Annotated in this window: 13 protein-coding genes; 5 read left to right on the forward strand and 8 right to left on the reverse strand. The window is 71.9% G+C overall.

What is annotated here, in order from left to right; all coding sequences use genetic code 11:
• Positions 1 to 296: 296 nt before the first annotated feature.
• Both OHA37_RS21680 and OHA37_RS21685 read left to right on the forward strand, forming a co-directional pair.
• Positions 297 to 2,735, forward strand: a complete 2,439-nt coding sequence (locus OHA37_RS21680; RefSeq protein WP_266907682.1) for an outer membrane protein assembly factor BamB family protein — start codon at positions 297 to 299, stop codon at positions 2,733 to 2,735.
• 101 nt (positions 2,736 to 2,836) lie between these two features.
• Positions 2,837 to 3,331, forward strand: coding sequence for a peptidylprolyl isomerase (locus OHA37_RS21685; protein WP_266907684.1), 495 nt, complete (start codon positions 2,837 to 2,839; stop codon positions 3,329 to 3,331).
• A gap of 64 nt (positions 3,332 to 3,395) precedes the next feature.
• Here the strand turns inward: OHA37_RS21685 and OHA37_RS21690 are convergent, their stop codons facing one another.
• Positions 3,396 to 3,821 (reverse strand): MarR family winged helix-turn-helix transcriptional regulator, encoded by a 426-nt coding sequence (locus OHA37_RS21690; protein WP_266907686.1) that lies wholly within the window; start codon positions 3,819 to 3,821, stop codon positions 3,396 to 3,398.
• A 113-nt stretch (positions 3,822 to 3,934) separates the two neighbouring features.
• Between OHA37_RS21690 and OHA37_RS21695 the strand changes: the two genes are divergently transcribed.
• Positions 3,935 to 5,446: an MFS transporter gene (locus OHA37_RS21695; protein WP_266907688.1), complete on the forward strand. Its 1,512-nt coding sequence runs from the start codon at positions 3,935 to 3,937 to the stop codon at positions 5,444 to 5,446.
• Positions 5,447 to 5,469: 23 nt separating this feature from the next.
• Here OHA37_RS21695 and OHA37_RS21700 read toward each other — a convergent pair whose 3' ends face one another.
• Positions 5,470 to 6,030: a hypothetical protein gene (locus OHA37_RS21700; RefSeq protein WP_266907690.1), complete on the reverse strand. Its 561-nt coding sequence runs from the start codon at positions 6,028 to 6,030 to the stop codon at positions 5,470 to 5,472.
• A 121-nt stretch (positions 6,031 to 6,151) separates the two neighbouring features.
• Complete coding sequence (locus OHA37_RS21705; protein WP_266907692.1) at positions 6,152 to 7,744, reverse strand: hypothetical protein; 1,593 nt, start codon at positions 7,742 to 7,744, stop codon at positions 6,152 to 6,154.
• 178 nt (positions 7,745 to 7,922) lie between these two features.
• Here OHA37_RS21705 and OHA37_RS21710 point away from each other — a divergent pair, with 178 nt between their 5' ends.
• Positions 7,923 to 8,540 (forward strand): hypothetical protein, encoded by a 618-nt coding sequence (locus OHA37_RS21710; RefSeq protein ID WP_266907694.1) that lies wholly within the window; start codon positions 7,923 to 7,925, stop codon positions 8,538 to 8,540.
• Positions 8,541 to 8,593: 53 nt separating this feature from the next.
• Here OHA37_RS21710 and OHA37_RS21715 read toward each other — a convergent pair whose 3' ends face one another.
• The 4 genes from OHA37_RS21715 to OHA37_RS21730 all read right to left on the reverse strand — a co-directional run bounded on the left by OHA37_RS21715 (position 8,594) and on the right by OHA37_RS21730 (position 12,770).
• A complete protein-coding gene (locus OHA37_RS21715; RefSeq protein WP_266907696.1) occupies positions 8,594 to 10,234 on the reverse strand; it encodes a hypothetical protein in 1,641 nt (546 codons plus the stop codon).
• A gap of 95 nt (positions 10,235 to 10,329) precedes the next feature.
• Positions 10,330 to 11,127, reverse strand: coding sequence for an enoyl-CoA hydratase/isomerase family protein (locus OHA37_RS21720; RefSeq protein WP_266907698.1), 798 nt, complete (start codon positions 11,125 to 11,127; stop codon positions 10,330 to 10,332).
• Positions 11,124 to 11,603, reverse strand: coding sequence for a Zn-ribbon domain-containing OB-fold protein (locus tag OHA37_RS21725; protein ID WP_266907700.1), 480 nt, complete (start codon positions 11,601 to 11,603; stop codon positions 11,124 to 11,126). Before OHA37_RS21725 ends, OHA37_RS21720 begins: the two co-directional genes overlap by 4 nt.
• Positions 11,604 to 11,618: 15 nt before the next feature.
• Positions 11,619 to 12,770: a lipid-transfer protein gene (locus tag OHA37_RS21730; RefSeq protein ID WP_266907702.1), complete on the reverse strand. Its 1,152-nt coding sequence runs from the start codon at positions 12,768 to 12,770 to the stop codon at positions 11,619 to 11,621.
• A 224-nt stretch (positions 12,771 to 12,994) separates the two neighbouring features.
• Here OHA37_RS21730 and OHA37_RS21735 point away from each other — a divergent pair, with 224 nt between their 5' ends.
• A complete protein-coding gene (locus OHA37_RS21735; protein WP_266912980.1) occupies positions 12,995 to 14,629 on the forward strand; it encodes a FadD3 family acyl-CoA ligase in 1,635 nt (544 codons plus the stop codon).
• A gap of 92 nt (positions 14,630 to 14,721) precedes the next feature.
• Here the strand turns inward: OHA37_RS21735 and OHA37_RS21740 are convergent, their stop codons facing one another.
• The gene (locus OHA37_RS21740) at positions 14,722 to 15,483 is read right to left on the reverse strand and encodes an MBL fold metallo-hydrolase (protein WP_266907704.1); all 762 of its coding nucleotides are present in this window, start codon (positions 15,481 to 15,483) and stop codon (positions 14,722 to 14,724) included.
• Between the last annotated feature and the right edge of the window lie 149 nt (positions 15,484 to 15,632).

Consider the following 15,632-nt stretch of genomic DNA (forward strand, 5'->3'; position numbering starts at 1 on the left):
TTTTGACGAGTTGGACGGGAGCTAGACCCACGACACCGCCCCCGGGTTGTACACCGATCCCGGCAGCCCGTACGCGACCACCCGCCGTGCCGGGGCCGGACCAGGCGCGGGCCTGACAGAATCGGGGGTGCGCGACCCGGGCGGCCCCCGGGGGTGAGACGCTGCACGGGGCAGGGACCCGCGGCGGCTCGCGCGCATCCGGTGACGTGACGGCGATGACGGCGACGCCACCGGCGATGGCTGGAAGAGCGGGGACCGCGAGGGACCCCGTACGGGGATGGGTGTGGAGGCGAGTGGTGGAGCAGCTGACGCAGCACGACCCGAGACGGATCGGCCCCTTCGAGGTGCTGGGACGGCTCGGCGCCGGCGGCATGGGGCTGGTCTATCTCGCGCGGTCGGCGTCCGGACGCCGGGTGGCGATCAAGACGGTGCGCACCGAACTCGCCGAGGACCAGCTGTTCCGCGTCCGCTTCACCCGTGAGGTGGAGGCGGCCCGGGCCGTGTCCGGCTTCTACACCGCGGCCGTCGTCGACGCCGACCCGCGCGCGGCCGTGCCGTGGCTGGCCACCGCGTACGTACCGGCGCCCTCCCTGGAGGAGATCGTCCACGAGTGCGGGCCCATGCCCGCCCAGGCCGTACGGTGGCTCGCCGCCGGCATCGCCGAGGCGCTCCAGTCGATCCACGGGGCGGGCCTGGTCCACCGCGACCTGAAGCCCTCCAACGTGCTCGTCGTCGAGGACGGCCCGCGCGTGATCGACTTCGGCATCGCCAGCGGGGTCTCCAATACCCGCCTGACCATGACGAACGTCGCCGTCGGCACCCCCGCGTACATGTCGCCGGAGCAGGCGAAGGACTCGCGCAGCGTCAAGGGCGCCAGCGACGTGTTCTCGCTCGGCTCCACGCTGGTCTTCGCCGCCACCGGTCACCCGCCGTACCACGGGGCGAACCCGGTGGAGACGGTCTTCATGCTGCTGCGCGAGGGCCCCAACCTGGAGGGGCTCCCCGACGAGCTCCGCCCGCTGATCGAATCCTGCATGCAGATGGACGCCACGCAGCGGCCGACCCCGGCCGACCTGCAGGCGCAGCTCGCCCCGCACCTCTTCGAGGGCGGCGACGAGAGCGGTACCGCCTCGGCGTGGCTGCCCGAGCGGGCCGTCGCGATGATCGAGGCCCGGCGGGCCGGCCACCGCAACGCCGCGGCCGCTGCTGCCGCCGCGGCGGCAGCCGTGCCGAAGCCGGCGATTCCCCGGGCAGGCATCTCCGCGCCCATCGAGAGCGTCGGCCCCGCGTCCGGTCCCCCGTCCGGTCCCGCCACGCACCGCCGCCAGCGCGGCGGAGCCGACCCCTGGACCGACCCGCGGACCGGCCAGGCCGTCCCGCAGCGGCCCGAGCGTCCCCCGATGGCGCCCTCCGGCGAGCCCGTGCGGCTCGGTGGATCCCCGGTGCCGATCGGGCCGGGCCCGCAGGCCTCCGCCTCGGCGCCGGCCGCCCACGCGGCCGCCGCGGACTCGGCGACCGGCTGGATCCGGCCGCCCGCCGGTACCCCGGTGGCGGGCCCCGCGCCCTCGGTCCTCGTACCGAACCCGGGCCCGGCCCCCGACAGCGGCCGCTGGCGGCCCTGGCGGTTCCGGATGTCGAACGAGGTCTGGGGCACCCCGACCGTCGCGGGCGACCTGCTCTACGTCACCTCCTTCGAGGTGCACGCCCTGGACGTGGCCAGCGGCCGCCGCCAGTTCAAGACCCGCGACGTCGCCTGGTCCATGGCCGTCTCCGACGGGCGCATCCACGCCTCCGACGGCCCCTCCCTCTACGCCCTGGACGCCGGCGACGGCTCCGAGCGCTGGCGGCTGTCCACCGATGCCTGGGTGTACGCCCTGCGCGCCGACCGGGGCACCGTCGTCACCGCCACGCGCGGAGGCGGCGTACAGGCCTGGGAGTCGTCCAGCGGGCACAAGCTGTGGGAGCTGACCGGGGCGCAGAGCGAGTTCGAGACCGTCGAGGCGGCCCCCGTGCTGCACGACGGCACGGTCTACGTGTGGCAGGACGCCCGGCTGCGCGCCCTGGACGCCCGCTCCGGCCGCGAGTCCTGGTCGTACCCGATCGGCGACGCGGCCTCCTGCGGGAACGTGCCCGTACGGGTCACCCCCGCCCCCGACGGCAACGTCTACGTCGCCGCCGGCACCCGGGTGATCTCCATCGACCGGGCCTCGGGCCGGGTCCGCTGGCACTTCGAGGCCCCCGCCGTGTTCCTCGCACCCCCGGCCTTCGCCCCCGGCGCGGCCGTCACGGGCGGCGGGGTCTACCTCGCGGACTACCTGGGCACCGTCTACGCCCTGGACGCCGCCAACGGCAAGGACCGCTGGCGCATCGCCACCGAGCCCCGGCAGTCCGCCGACCCGGTCCTGGTCGCCGCGGGCAACGTCCACCTGGCCGCGGGCAGCGCCGTGTACACGCTCGACGCGGTCACCGGCACCCCGAAGTGGCGGTTCGCGGCGGGCGGCGAGATCACCGGTTCCCCGGCGGTCGCGGACGGCCGCGTCCACTTCGGTTCGGCCGACCACTGCCTGTACACCCTCGACGCGGCGGGCGGCCAGCTCCGCTGGAAACTGGCCACCGGCGGGGAGATCACCGGAGCCCCGGTGGCCGAGGCGGGCGTGGTCTACGCGTGCAGCAAGGACCGCTGCGTGTACGCCCTGGACGCCGCCAAGGGCACGGGAACCCGTACGGGCGGCTGACCCGGCTCGGGCGCCGCCTGAGCTGGGGCTGAGCCGTCCGGGGGCCCCGTCGCGGCCCCCTCGGGGGCGCGCACCGCACCAGGAGTGACAGGATGGACCCCATGAGCAACGTATTCTTCGACATCAACATCGACGGCAAGCCCGCCGGTCGCATCGTCTTCAGCCTCTTCGACGAGGTCGTCCCGAAGACCGCCCAGAACTTCCGCGAGCTGTGCACGGGCCAGAACGGCTTCGGCTACGCCGGCTCCGGCTTCCACCGCGTCATCCCGCAGTTCATGCTGCAGGGCGGTGACTTCACCAACCACAACGGCACGGGTGGCAAGAGCATCTACGGCGAGAAGTTCGCCGACGAGAACTTCACCCTGAAGCACGACCGTCCGTACCTGCTGTCGATGGCGAACGCCGGCAAGAACACCAACGGTTCGCAGTTCTTCGTCACCACCGTCGTCACCTCCTGGCTCGACGGCAAGCACGTCGTCTTCGGCGAGGTCGTCGAGGGCAAGGAGATCGTCGACGCGATCGAGAAGCTCGGCACCCCCTCGGGCTCCACGCGCGGCAAGATCGAGATCGCGGCGTCCGGCGTCGTCGAGGCCTGATCCCCACCCCGCCCGCAACGGCTGGCCGGCCCCGCCCCCTCAGGGGGACGGGGCCGCCGTCATGTCAGGGGGCGGGCGCCGTTTCGGGGGGCCGGGACGCCATGACGTCGCGCACCTCCGCACTGCTTTCGGCCAGCTCGCGCAGGACCGTTTCCATGGTGGTGGCGGACTGCGCGAAGAGCGCGTGGCCGGCCGGGGTGAGCCGGGCGTCGAAGCCCCTGCGGTCGGTGGCGCACGGCCTGCGCTCGGCGTAGCCGGCCGTGATCATCTGGGCCAGCAGGCGTGAGACCTGGGGCTGGCTCCTGGACACGCGGGAGCTGAGCTCACCCGCGCGGATCCAGTCGTCCTCGCGCACCATCACGTCCATGATCTCGAAGGCGCTGGCGCACAGGCCGTGGTTCTCGGCCAGTACGCGCTCGGCGGCCTGATTGATCTGCGCGCAGGCGCGGGCCACGGACACCCATCGATCGGTCAGAGCTGTTTCTGTCACGCCCCTCATCGTAGGTTCGCGGATCGTCCTTGTCGATGCAGGCGCATGAATGTACTGTGCGAATCGATCCATGCACATGCATGGATTGCTCTGTGCGTCGTACGAATGGAGACATGGTGACCGAGCAGCAGACGCTGGCGCCCCGGACGGCCGAGCGGGACGCGGAGGAAGTCCCCGTGGCTCCCGCAGCCCCCGAGGTCCCCGAGGTCCCCGAGGTTCCCGTCAAAGCTCCCGGCAAGGCCCCCTGGACCACCCTGGTCGTGGTCGGCATCGCCCAGTTGATGGTCATGCTGGACTCGACCGTCGTGAACGTGGCGCTGCCCTCCATCGGGGCCCAACTACCCGCCGATCCAGCCGCCTTGCAGTGGACCGTCAGCGCGTACGTCCTGATGCTCGGCAGCCTGCTGCTCTTCGGCGGCCGCGTCTCCGACGTCTTCGGCCGCCGCCGCACCTTCGTCACCGGCCTCTCGGTCTTCGCCGTCGCCTCCGTGCTCTGCGGCCTCGCCGCCGATCAGGAGCTGCTCGTCGCGGGCCGCGCCCTCCAGGGGGCCGGAGCCGCACTGCTCTCCGCGGCAGCCCTGTCCGTCATCCTGGCGGTCTACCAGGACGAGGATCAGCGCAAGATCGCGCTGACCGCCTGGAGCGGCCTCGGCGTGATCGGCGCGACCATCGGCGTGGTCCTCGGCGGCCTGATCGTCACGGCGATCAGCTGGCGCTGGGCCTTCCTGATCAACCTCCCGGTCAGCATCGCGGCCCTCATCGGAGCCCTGCGCACCATGCCCGCCCTCGCCACCGGCACCGGCCGCACGCTGCGGCTCCCCTCCGCGATCGTGTCGACCGCCGGGCTCGCGGCCCTGTCCTTCGGCCTGATCCGGCTGCACGAGGGATTCGGCGATCCGACCGCCTGGACCGGCATCGGCGCCGCCGTGGTCCTGCTCACCGCGGTGACCTTCATGGAGACCGGACAGGCCGACCCGCTGCTTCCGCTGCACCTGCTCCGCAAGCCCACCTACTGGCTGTCCAGCGTCGGCCTGCTCCTGGTGGCCGCCGTCATGATCAGCAGCTCCTTCCTGGCCGGCATGTACTTCCAGCGGGTCCACGAGATGAGCGCCTTCGCCACCGGCCTCTCGCTGCTCCCCATGGGCCTGGCGGCCCTCCTCGTCGCCGTGGTCGCACCGGCCCTGGCCGGCGCGCTGGGCCTGGGCGGCCTGTACGCGGCCGGCGCCGCGCTGCAGCTCGTCGGTACGGGCATCCTGGCGACCGCCACCGACGGCGTCGCGCTGACCATCGCCGCGCTGGCCGTCATCGGCGCCGGTCTGCCGGCCTGCTTCGTCCCGCTCTTCGGCATCGGCACCTCGCACGTCACGCCGGCGGAAGCGGGGGTCGGATCCGGTCTGCTGAACACCTTCAACGAGACCGGCGCCGCCCTCGGCATCGCCGTCATCGGCACGATCCTCATGACCTCGGTGGACGGCGGCCTCGACGCCGGGGACCCGGTCGCGGCCGCGACCACCACGGGCGTCGCCAACGGCTTCCTCGCCCTGGCGGTGTGCTCCGCCGCCGCCATCGTGATCGCCCTCGTGCTGCGGTCGCTGACCCGCGATCCGGGGGGCGCTGACGCCTGACCGACGGCGGGGGCGAGGAGGCCCTACGAGTGGTCCTGCGGCGGGGGCGGCCAGGCCGAAGGGGGCGGCGGATGGGCCGGGTCCTCGACCGCTGCCGGGTACGGCTCGGGGCCCGGCTCCGGCTCCGGCTCCGGAGCGAGCCGGTCGCGTCGGCGGTCGCGGCGGCGGGGCCGGCCGCTCATCACGGCGGCCGCGAGGAGGAGCAGGGCGCCCGCGCCGAAGGCGTTGGCGAGGCCCTCGCCGAGCCCCCCGCCGTCGCCGCCGACCGAGAGGCTGCCCGCGGCCTGGCCCTGGCGGACCATCCACAGCACGGCGAAGCCGAGGACGACGACCCCGGAAAGGGCCATGAGCAGCCGGGAGCGCAGCACGATCGCGACCAGCGCGAGCAGGGCGGCGAAGAGGAACGGCAGCAGGATCGAGCCCAGCAGGGCGGCCTTGTCGTCGGTGATCCCGGCGGAGCTGAAGAGCTCCTCGATGCGGTAGTCGCGTCCGTGACGGCCGTCGTACCAGGCACGGAAGGGGCTCCAGACGGCGGCCGTCGCTCCGATCAGACCCAGGATCGAGCCGAGTACGTTGCGGATCATGCCCGGCCCTCCGGGAGAGTGGGTCTGGATCTCGATCCCGACGCTACGCCCGCCCGCCACGCACCGCACCCGGAGCCCTGAGGGCCCCGGGTGCGGCGGTGGTGGCGGTGTGACAGTGGGGCTAGGGGTTGACGATGACCTCGTCGAGGCGGCTCGTGGCGTTCAGGTGCTTGGTGTCGGAGTCCCTGTACTGGGCGGACCAGGTGCCCGTCCGGTCGGCCGCGAGGACGCGCCGGAAGGTGCCGTCGGCAGCGGTGGTGGCCTGGCCCATGTAGGTGGAGGCCGAGCTGCCGGCCGGGCGGAAGTAGAGGTACACGGTCTGGCCGCCGTACGTCTTCCAGGTCGGGGACTTGTGCGTCAGCGTCCCGGTGATGGTCAGCGGCTTGCCGCGCTTGGCGGGCTCCGGATTGACGTTGAAGGCGGAGAAGGCGGTCTCGGTCCTGGTCAGCCGGATGGGAGTGCTGACCGCGGCGACGCCGTCAGGGGTGGCCGCGTAGCTCAGCCGCCAGTAGCCGTCCGCGGCGCCGGGTGCGATGGCCTGGAAGGCCCTGTCGAACTTCCAGTCGAAGGTCCGTCGCGTCGTCCAGCCGGTGCGGCCGTCGGTGGAGTACTGGATGTCCACCTTGGCGCCGAGGTCCGTCTGGACGGGGGTGTGGTTCAGCGTTCCGTTGACCGTCACCCGGTTCAGGGAGTCGAGGCGGGCCGTGAACCCGGAGAAGGAGGTGGGGTACTGGATGTCGACCTGCGTGGCGGCCTTCACGTACTGGAGCCAGGGGTACTGGTTCTCGTACATCCAGGTGGTGTCCACCACGCTGCCGTAGCCCTGCAGGGTGCGCTCGAAGCGGCCGTCCGCTCCCACGGTGGCACTGCCCGGTTGCAGCGGAGTGCCTAGGGGCACCGGCTTGATGGTGCCGTCCGAGGTGGCGCGGACGGCCCTACCGGTGATCTTGATGGGCTGCCCGTAGGGCACCGTCAGATGCCGGGAGTTGGCATCGAGGACGATCGCCGCCTTCTGCTTGACGACGGTGGGGGCAACATGGATCTGCTCGGCGTCCATCTCCGCCGTGGCGGCCACGGCGAGGTAGACGTGGGCCGACGGTTCCACGCCCGTGTAGGTGTAGGGGACGGACAGGTGGCCGTTCGCGTCCGTCGTCGCCTGCGTGGAGCTGCTGCGGCCGGTGACGGCCACCTTGGTGTTCTTGAGCGGCGCGGTCGCCCCCGTGCGGGGATCGAAGACCGTCACGTCCGCGGAGAAGGTGGTCTTGAGGCTCTCCAGCGACACCGGGTCCGTGGCGGTGCCCTTGCCGCCGGTGAACTCGGACCGCAGCCGGTAATCGAAATCGAAATCACCGCACTGGACGACCTCACCGCCGTCCACCTGCACATCGATCGCGTAGACGCCGAGTTTGGCGAGCTTGAGCGGTTCCGAGTACATGTCGAACATGTAGTCGGGCTCCTCGCTGGTGGCTCCGTACCAGTCCGTCCGCGGGAACGTGTCCACGCTGGCGAGGCGCTGTCCGGTCTCCCTGTCCCGGATGTGGACGACGATGTCCGGCACGCGCCAGGCGCCCGTCACCTTGACCTCTCCGGTCCGGCTGGCACTGATGCCGCCCTGGCATTCCTCGGGAACCCATGCGTGTGCCACCCCCGGCGCCACGAGCCCTCCGAGTGCCGCTGCGGTGACCACCACGGCAGCTGTCAGCCGATGACGCATGAATTCCCCCTGGGACGTGCCGAGTACGTGACATCTCTAGGACTTCTCGGCGGGTGAAAGGTTGCACGGCTCGGGGCGATCGCTTCCCCGTGGCCGGCCTACGGGATGACGACGACCGCGTCCACCCGAATCCCGCCCTGGTAGCGTGCCGCCGGAGTTGCCACGGGGAGGAGCGGCCATGGTGGTCACAGGACGGCGGGTCAGGCTCACAGCGGTATTGGTGGGCGTCGTGCTCGCGTTGACGGGGTTCTCGTCGACGAGCAGCAGCGGCAAGAGCAAGAGCAGCGGGGGCGGGTGCTCCAGCTCCAAGAGCAAGTCGAAGACGAAGACGAAGAGTTACGGCAGCGGCAGCACGGGCGGCAGTGGGAGCGGCAGTGGCTCCACGGCCACTGCCACGCCCACCCCGTCCCGGCCGCTCGCGCACGCCGAGGTCGTCACCTGCGCCGGCCCGTCCGCCGCGAAGGCGACCGTCAAGGTCACCTCCGACGCGTCGGCCGCGCACACCTTCCGCGTTCCGCTGGTCTTCGAAGGCGCGTCCGGCCGGGTCGACTCGGGTTCCGTGGACCTTGCGCTCAAGGCGGGCGAGAGCCGTACGGTCGACCTGACGATGACGAGCGCTGCCGAGGCGGGCGAGGTGCGGCGCTGCACGCTGGGCACGATCCAGACCCTCTCGACCGCCTCGCCCACCCCGACGTCGACCGCCACCTCCGGAAGCTCGGGGTCCACCACCAGCGGCAGCACGGGCGGCAAGACCACGAGCAAGCCGAAGCCCAGGTCCACGAGGAAGACCCGCTGACCCGCTGACCCGCAGGGCCGTAGGGCCCGTACGGGCCCTACGGGTTTACGGGTTTACGGGTTGACGATGACGTCGTCCACGCGGCTCGTGGCGGCGAAGTGCCGGGGGTCCGTGTTGACGTAGCGGGCAGACCAGGAGCCGGTCCGGGTGGCGGTGAAGCTCTTGTCGAAGGTGCCGTCGGCGGCGGTCGTGGACCAGCCCATTTCGGTCCAGACGGTGCTTCCGGTGGGCCGGAAGTAGTAGCGGACGGTCTGGCCGCCGAAGGGGTTCCAGGTGGGGTTGGCGTGGTTGAGCTTGCCGGTGATGGTGAGGGGCTTGCCCTTCTTGGCGGGCTCGGGGTTGACGTTGAACTCGGGTATGGCCGTCATGGTGCGCTCGATCCGGACGGCGGGTGTCACGGCGCCGTGGATGGCGGAGGTCCCGGCGTACCGGAGCCGCACGTAGCCGGCGCCCGGATAGGGCAGGCTCTGAGTGATCTGGTAGCTGGGGTTCGTGCCGGGCTTGGTGGCGACGTTGAAGGCCTTGCGGCTGGTCCAGCCGGTCTTGCCGTCCGCCGAATACTCGACGTCGACCTTGAGCGAGGTGGTCCCCGCCGGCATCTCGCCGCGCCAGAACGGGCTCGACACGTGGACGGTCTTGTCCGGCCGGACCTCGGCCGCGAAGCTGTGGAAGAACGCTCCGGCCGTGGCGTCCACCTTCACCGTCGTCTTGGAGGAGAACCAGACCGAGTGGGGCCAGACGTTCAAGACGCCGTCCGAGCGGAACTGGTTGCTGAAGTTGAACCGGCCCGCGGCATCCGTGAGTCCGCTGGCCGCGTACGCCAGGCCGATCGGCATCTTGACGGGCAGGGGCTTCCGCTTGCCGTCGGCGGACTTCCAGGTGGCGGTGCCGCTGACCCGTCCGAGTGTGCCGTAGGCGCCGGTCAGGGTGGGGGAGTCCAGCGCCATGTCGGTTTCCACGGGCGCCACCGGGACCGTTACACCCTCGTTGTCCCCGCGGCCGTTCAGCTGGGTCGCGAGTTGGAACTTCATCTGGCTCTCGATCGGGGCCTGGATGAAGTCGGTGTGGGTGATCCGGAACTTCTCCTCGAAGTGCCCCTTGGCGTCGGCGGTCCGCGCGATGGTTTCGGAGCCCCTCTTGGCCGTGAAGGCGCCGCCCGCGTACGGCTTGGACGAGCCGTCGGCGGGGTTGTAGACCACGAGGTCACCGGAGAGAACCGTGTCGAGGTTCTCCACCGAGACCGCGCTCGACTTCAGGTTCGAGATGACCGGACGCACCTGGTAGTTCAGGTCTCCGCTGTCCTCGTGGACGACGGTCTCGCCCTCGGAGCCGGTGTACTCCAGGTCGATGGTGTACACCCCGAGCTCGGGCAGCTTCACCGGCTCGCTCTCGAAGTTCGACGGCGGCGGGGGCTCGCTCCCGCACCACTCCCCCAACGAGCAGGGGGCGTCCGGCAGGCGCGTGAAGCTGGTGAGCGTGGCGAGCCGGGTGGGCGAACCCTTCTTGCGCACGTGCGCCTTGAGGCCCCGGGGCACCTGCGGGTCCCAGTCCTGGGTGTAGACCCTGACCCGCTCGTCCCACGAGCCGGCGGAGATGTCCGGGTAGGTGTCGTAGGCCTCCGCGACCGTGGGCACCGCCCAGACGGCGCCCACGGCCATCGCCGCGGTGAGTACTGCACTGACTCGCTTCTTCATGTGTCCCCCAGCAATCCTTCGTTCTGACCGCCTAGGAGACCGCGCACCCTGCCCGATGGTTGTACGGGGGAACCGGCCGGGTTTCCCGCGCGCCGTCACCGCACTCGCGGCTCCGGCCCCGCCCCGCGCCGCCCCGCGAACAGCTCCGCCTGCCGCTCGGGCGGCAGGTTCCCCAGCGCGATCAGCCCCGGAGCCTGCGCCAGTGCCTGCTGGAGGGTGGCCTGCTTGGCCGCCCACAGGGACCGTACGGTGCCCTGCACGGCCTCCGTCGGGAAGCCGGCCAGCGTCTCGGCCGCCCGCAGCGCCGCCGGGAGCAGCTCCTCGGGCTCGGCGAGCTCCGAGACCAGGCCGATCTCGTACGCCCGCCGCGCGGAGAGCCGTTCCGCCGTGCCCATCAGGGACATCCGGGCGGCCTCGCCGAAGGGCATGCGCTGCGCCATGTAGATCGCCTCGTAGGCGCTGACCATTCCGTAGCTGGTGTGCGGGTCGAAGTAGGTGGCGGAGGTGGAGGAGATGATGAACTCCGATTCGCCCAGCAGGTAGAACGCCCCGCCGCAGGCCATGCCGTTGACGGCGGCGACCACCGGCTTCCACAGGTCGTTCGCCTTCGGCCCGATGGCGACGAGCGGGTCGTCCACCGAGTACGGCGAGGAAGGCTGCGGCACCTCCACGCCGCGGTCGATGCCCGTGCAGAAGGCGGCCTGCCCGGCGCCCGTCAGCACGATCGCCCGTACCTCGTCCTCGTAACGCAACTCCCGCCATACCCGCGCTAGTTCGGCCGCCGTCGGCAGGTCGATCGCGTTATGCTTGCGCTCCCGGTCCAGGGTGACGACCGCGATCCCGGTGGCCTTGTCCCGCTCCACCCGCAGTCCGGGGGCCCGGTCGGCCGTCATGACTTCTCCAGCACCCAGCGCGGCACCGCCGTCCCGCCCATCTCGGTGAAGACCACCTGGACCCGCGCGCCGATGCGCAGCCGCGCCGGATCCATCGAGTCCAGCGGGGCGTCGGCGGAGGTGACGAGGTTGCCGACGAGGCGGATCTGCGGGGCGTCGGCCAGCTCCACGAGGATCACGTTGTACGGGGCCTGCGCGGCGTACGCGGGCAGCAGCGGCGGGTGCGGCTGGACGTACGACCAGATCCGGCCGCGCCCGCTCATCAGGCGCCATTCGGAGTCGAAGGACCGGCAGTGCGGGCAGCAGGGGCGGGGAGGGAAGCGCAGCTTCCCGCAGGTGGGCGCCGCGCAGGCCTGGACGCGGAGTTCGCCCTGGGCGGCGTACTCCCAGAAGGGGGCGCCGTCCCCGTCGGGGACGGGGAGGAGGAGCTCGTCGGGAGCGGTGTCGGTGGTGGCGGTGGTGGTCTGCATCGTCATGGATTCCTCGGCTCCTCAGGCGCGCAGCAGGATGGCGGACGTCGGGACACCCTCGCCCGCGGTCACCAGACAGGTCGCGGCGTCGGGCACCTGGGCGGTGGAGATGCCGCGGAGCTGCTTGACGCCCTCGTTGATCAGGTTGAAGCCGTGCACGTAGGCCTCGCTGAGGCCGCCGCCGCCGGTGTTGATGGGGAGCCTGCCGCCGATCTCCAGGGCGCCGCCCTCGGTGAAGGAGGCGCCTTCGCCGCGTCCGCAGAAGCCGTAGCCCTCCAGGGAGAGCGGGATCAGGGGGGTGAAGGCGTCGTAGATCTGGGCGACGTCCACGTCCTGGGGGCCGAAGTCGGCCTGCTTCCAAAGGTGTCGGGCGGCGGTCCAGGCGGGGCCGGACAGCGGGTCGTCGTTCCAGTAGTTGACCATGCCGTGGTGCTGGGAGGGCAGGCCCTGGGCGACGGAGTGGACGTAGACGGGCTTCTGCCGGCAGTCGCGGGCGCGCTCGGCGCTCACGATGACGCAGGCCAGCGCGCCGTCGGTCTCCAGGCAGTTGTCGAAGAGGCAGAGCGGGTCGCTGATCATGCGGGCGGTCATGTACATCTCGCGGGTCAGCGGGCGCTCGTACATCATCGCGGCCGGGTTCTCGTTGGCCCGGTTGCGGCAGGCCATCGCGACGTTGAAGAGGTGGTCGCGGGTGGCCCCGTACTCGTGCATGTAGCGGCGGGCCAGCATGCCGATCTCGTCGGCGGGGCGCAGCAGGCCGAAGGGGCGCGTCCACTGGCCGGGGGTGGGGAGCTGGACGGCCGTGTTCTTCCACGGCCGGGGCCCCGAGCCGCGCTTGCGGGAGCGCCAGGCCACGCCGACGCTCGCCTGGCCGGTGGCGACGGCGGCGGCCAGGTGGCCGACGGTGGCGCAGGAGCCGCCGCCGCCGTAGCCGATCTTGGAGAAGAAGGTGACGTCGCCGGCGCCGATGGCTTTGGCGACCTCCACCTCGTCGGTCTCCTCCATCGTGTAGGAGGAGAAGGCGTCGACCTCGGACGGGTCTATGCCCGCGTCCTCGAGCGCCGCGAGAATGGCCCGGCAGGCCAGTTCCTTTTCGGACTGCGGCAGTTGTTTGGCAAAGGCGGTCTGCCCGATGCCGACTATCGCCGTAGCGTCCTTGAGCGTTGCCGCCATCGCCACCTCCGGGGTGCACCAGTACTGACAGCCGCGAAGGCTACAGCTAATCTGACGGATAGTCAGCTACTGGGATCGCGGGAGGGCGGACGATGGACGAGGACGAGGGCGCGCGCGGGGTCGCGGACATGACGGAGGGCGTGGTGGGGGGCGTGTCGGAGGACCTCGCGCAGGGCATGACGCAGGGCATGACGCAGGGCATGACGCAGGGCATGACGCAGGGCATGACAGTGGGCGCGACGGTGGGCACGACGGAGGACGGACGGGCCGATCTCGCCTGGACCAGCATCGGCGGACTCGTCCGGCACGCCGCCGCGCGCTACGGCGACCGCGAGGCCGTCGTCGACGGGCGGGTCCGGATCGACTACGCGCAGCTCGGCGAGCGCGTCGAGCGGGCCGCCGCCGCCTGTATGGCCGCCGGCGTGGAACCGGGGGACCGGGTCGCCGTCTGGGCGCCCAACACCCTCGAATGGATCGTCTCCGCCCTCGGCGCGGTCTCCGCCGGGGCCGTCCTCGTCCCCCTCAACACCCGTTTCAAGGGCTCCGAAGCCGCCTACGTCCTCCAGCGCAGCCGCGCCCGGCTCCTCTTCGTCACCGGCACCTTCCTCGGTACCTCCTACGTCGCCTCCCTGCGCCGCGCCGCCGCCGAGGGCGAGGGCTCCGGGCCGCTGCCCGGCCTGCCCCACCTGGAGCAGGTCGTCGTCCTGTCCGAGGACGCCCCGGACTCCTTCCGCACCTGGAAGGAGTTCCTGACCGGCGGCGACTCCGTCTCCGCCGAGGCCGTCCGGGCCCGTACGGACGCGATCCCCGCCGACGCCCCCTCGGACATCATCTTCACCTCGGGCACCACCGGCAGCCCCAAGGGCGCCGTCATCTCGCACGCCCAGTCCCTGCGCTGCTACGAGGTGTGGAGCGAGCTCGCCGGACTGCGCGAGGGCGACCGCTACCTGATCGTGAACCCCTTCTTCCACACCTTCGGCTACAAGGCCGGGGTCATCGCCTGCCTGATGCGCGGGGCCACGATGGTCCCCCAGCCCGTCTTCAACGTGGACACCGTCCTCGCCAACATCGCCGCCGAGCGGATCTCCGTACTCCCGGGCCCGCCCACCCTCCACCAGTCCCTCCTCGACCACCCCCAGCGCGACCACCACGACCTGTCCGCCCTGCGCCTGGTGGTCACCGGCGCGGCCGTGGTCCCGCTCCAGCTCGTCGAACGGCTCCGCGGCGAACTGCACATCGGGACCGTCCTCACCGCGTACGGACTCTCCGAGGCGAGCGGCATCGTCACCATGTGCCGCCGCGGCGACCCGGCGGAGATCATCGCGTCGACCTCGGGCCGGGCCATCCCCGGGACGGAGGTCAGGATCGTGGACCAGGACGGCGGGCCCCAGCCCACGGGCCGGGCCGGGGAGGTGTGGGTGCGCGGCCACCACGTCATGCGCGGCTACTTCGAGGACCCGGTCGAAACCGCCGAGGCCATCACCCCCGAGGGCTGGCTCCGCACCGGCGACGTCGGGGTGCTCGACGCCGCGGGGAACCTGCGCATCACCGACCGGATCAAGGACATGTTCATCGTCGGCGGCTTCAACGCCTACCCGGCCGAGATCGAGCAACTCCTCGGCCTGCACCCCGACATCGCCGACGTCGCCGTGGTCGGCATCCCCGATGCGCGCCTGGGCGAGGTCGGCAAGGCGTATGCGGTCCGGCGCCCCGGCGCGGTCCTCACGGCCGACGACCTGATCGCCTGGTCACGCCGGGAGATGGCCAACTACAAGGTGCCGCGCGAGGTGGAGTTCGTCTCAGAACTCCCGCGCAACGCGAGCGGAAAGGTCCTCAAACGCGAACTCCGCACACGCTGACCGCTGACCGCTGACCGCTGACCGCTGACCGCTGACCGCTGACCGCTGACCCGCCCGTTCCCGACGCGACGGCGCCGTCGGGAACGGGCCGGTCAGGGCGTCTCCCCGGCACGGAGGGCGATCCGGCCGGCCGCTTCGCGCCGGGACAGGCGGTCGGATTCCCGGTCGGCCCAGCGCCGGACCCGGTCGGGTTCCAGCGGGGCGCCGTGGCCGACGTGGAGTCGGGCGGGGTTCAGGGCGAGCATCTCGCGGAGGCTGATGAGGTTGCGCCGCGGGTCGTCGTGGAACGGCGGATTGGCCGGTCTGCCCGGGATGAGGCCCATGAAGGAGTTGGCCACCAGGTCGCCGGCGACGAGGTCCCCGTCGTCGGTGAGCACGGAGATCGATCCGGCGGTGTGGCCGGGGGTGGGCATGATGCGGGCCGCGATCCCGAAGTCGTCGAGGGATGTCTCCCCGCGGATCAGGACATCGGGGTCGAAGGGTTCGGCCTGGGCGTGCAGCTCCTTGCTCCGGTCCATGGCGCGGCCCATCGGGCCGGTGGGCAGGTACGGTTCGCGGACCCGGCCGCTGCGGTACGGCCCGAGGTCGGCGATGTGGCCGGCGACGGGCGCGCCGGTGAGACGGTGCAGTTCGGCGGCCGAGCCGAAGTGGTCGATGTGCCCGTGGGTGAGGACGATCAGCGAGACCTCGCGGGGGTCCACTCCGTGCTCGGTGATCCGGTCGTAGATCTTCCGGCCGCTGCCGGGTGTGCCGGCGTCGACGATCACGGGCCTTCGGCCCAGGAGCAGGTAGGCGTTGATCGCCGTTCGGCCCATGACGGGGATGGGGATGACCTTCGTACGGGTACGGGACATGGGTCCTCCGTGAGGTGGCGGGCTGAGGGGCTGACGGCTGACGGGCCGGCTGCCCGACGGCTGTCGCCGTCCGTGCGGGCACGCCGGGGATCCGCCGGGCGGCCGGCGGATGGTGCGGGCGCTGAGCTTGTGGGTCGGAGACGGCCTGG

Source organism: Streptomyces sp. NBC_00335 (assembly GCF_036127095.1).
Lineage (GTDB): Bacteria > Actinomycetota > Actinomycetes > Streptomycetales > Streptomycetaceae > Streptomyces.

What these genes read in the sequence shown, in the direction of transcription:
- OHA37_RS21685 (WP_266907684.1), top strand. Translation starts at nt 2,837, where the DNA reads ATGAGCAACGTATTCTTCGACATCAACATCGACGGCAAGCCCGCCGGT.
- OHA37_RS21695 (WP_266907688.1), top strand. Translation starts at nt 3,935, where the DNA reads ATGGTGACCGAGCAGCAGACGCTGGCGCCCCGGACGGCCGAGCGGGAC.
- OHA37_RS21700 (WP_266907690.1), bottom strand. Translation starts at nt 6,030, where the DNA reads ATGATCCGCAACGTACTCGGCTCGATCCTGGGTCTGATCGGAGCGACG.
- OHA37_RS21705 (WP_266907692.1), bottom strand. Translation starts at nt 7,744, where the DNA reads ATGCGTCATCGGCTGACAGCTGCCGTGGTGGTCACCGCAGCGGCACTC.
- OHA37_RS21710 (WP_266907694.1), top strand. Translation starts at nt 7,923, where the DNA reads ATGGTGGTCACAGGACGGCGGGTCAGGCTCACAGCGGTATTGGTGGGC.
- OHA37_RS21715 (WP_266907696.1), bottom strand. Translation starts at nt 10,234, where the DNA reads ATGAAGAAGCGAGTCAGTGCAGTACTCACCGCGGCGATGGCCGTGGGC.
- OHA37_RS21720 (WP_266907698.1), bottom strand. Translation starts at nt 11,127, where the DNA reads ATGACGGCCGACCGGGCCCCCGGACTGCGGGTGGAGCGGGACAAGGCC.
- OHA37_RS21725 (WP_266907700.1), bottom strand. Translation starts at nt 11,603, where the DNA reads ATGACGATGCAGACCACCACCGCCACCACCGACACCGCTCCCGACGAG.
- OHA37_RS21730 (WP_266907702.1), bottom strand. Translation starts at nt 12,770, where the DNA reads ATGGCGGCAACGCTCAAGGACGCTACGGCGATAGTCGGCATCGGGCAG.
- OHA37_RS21735 (WP_266912980.1), top strand. Translation starts at nt 12,995, where the DNA reads ATGACAGTGGGCGCGACGGTGGGCACGACGGAGGACGGACGGGCCGAT.
- OHA37_RS21740 (WP_266907704.1), bottom strand. Translation starts at nt 15,483, where the DNA reads ATGTCCCGTACCCGTACGAAGGTCATCCCCATCCCCGTCATGGGCCGA.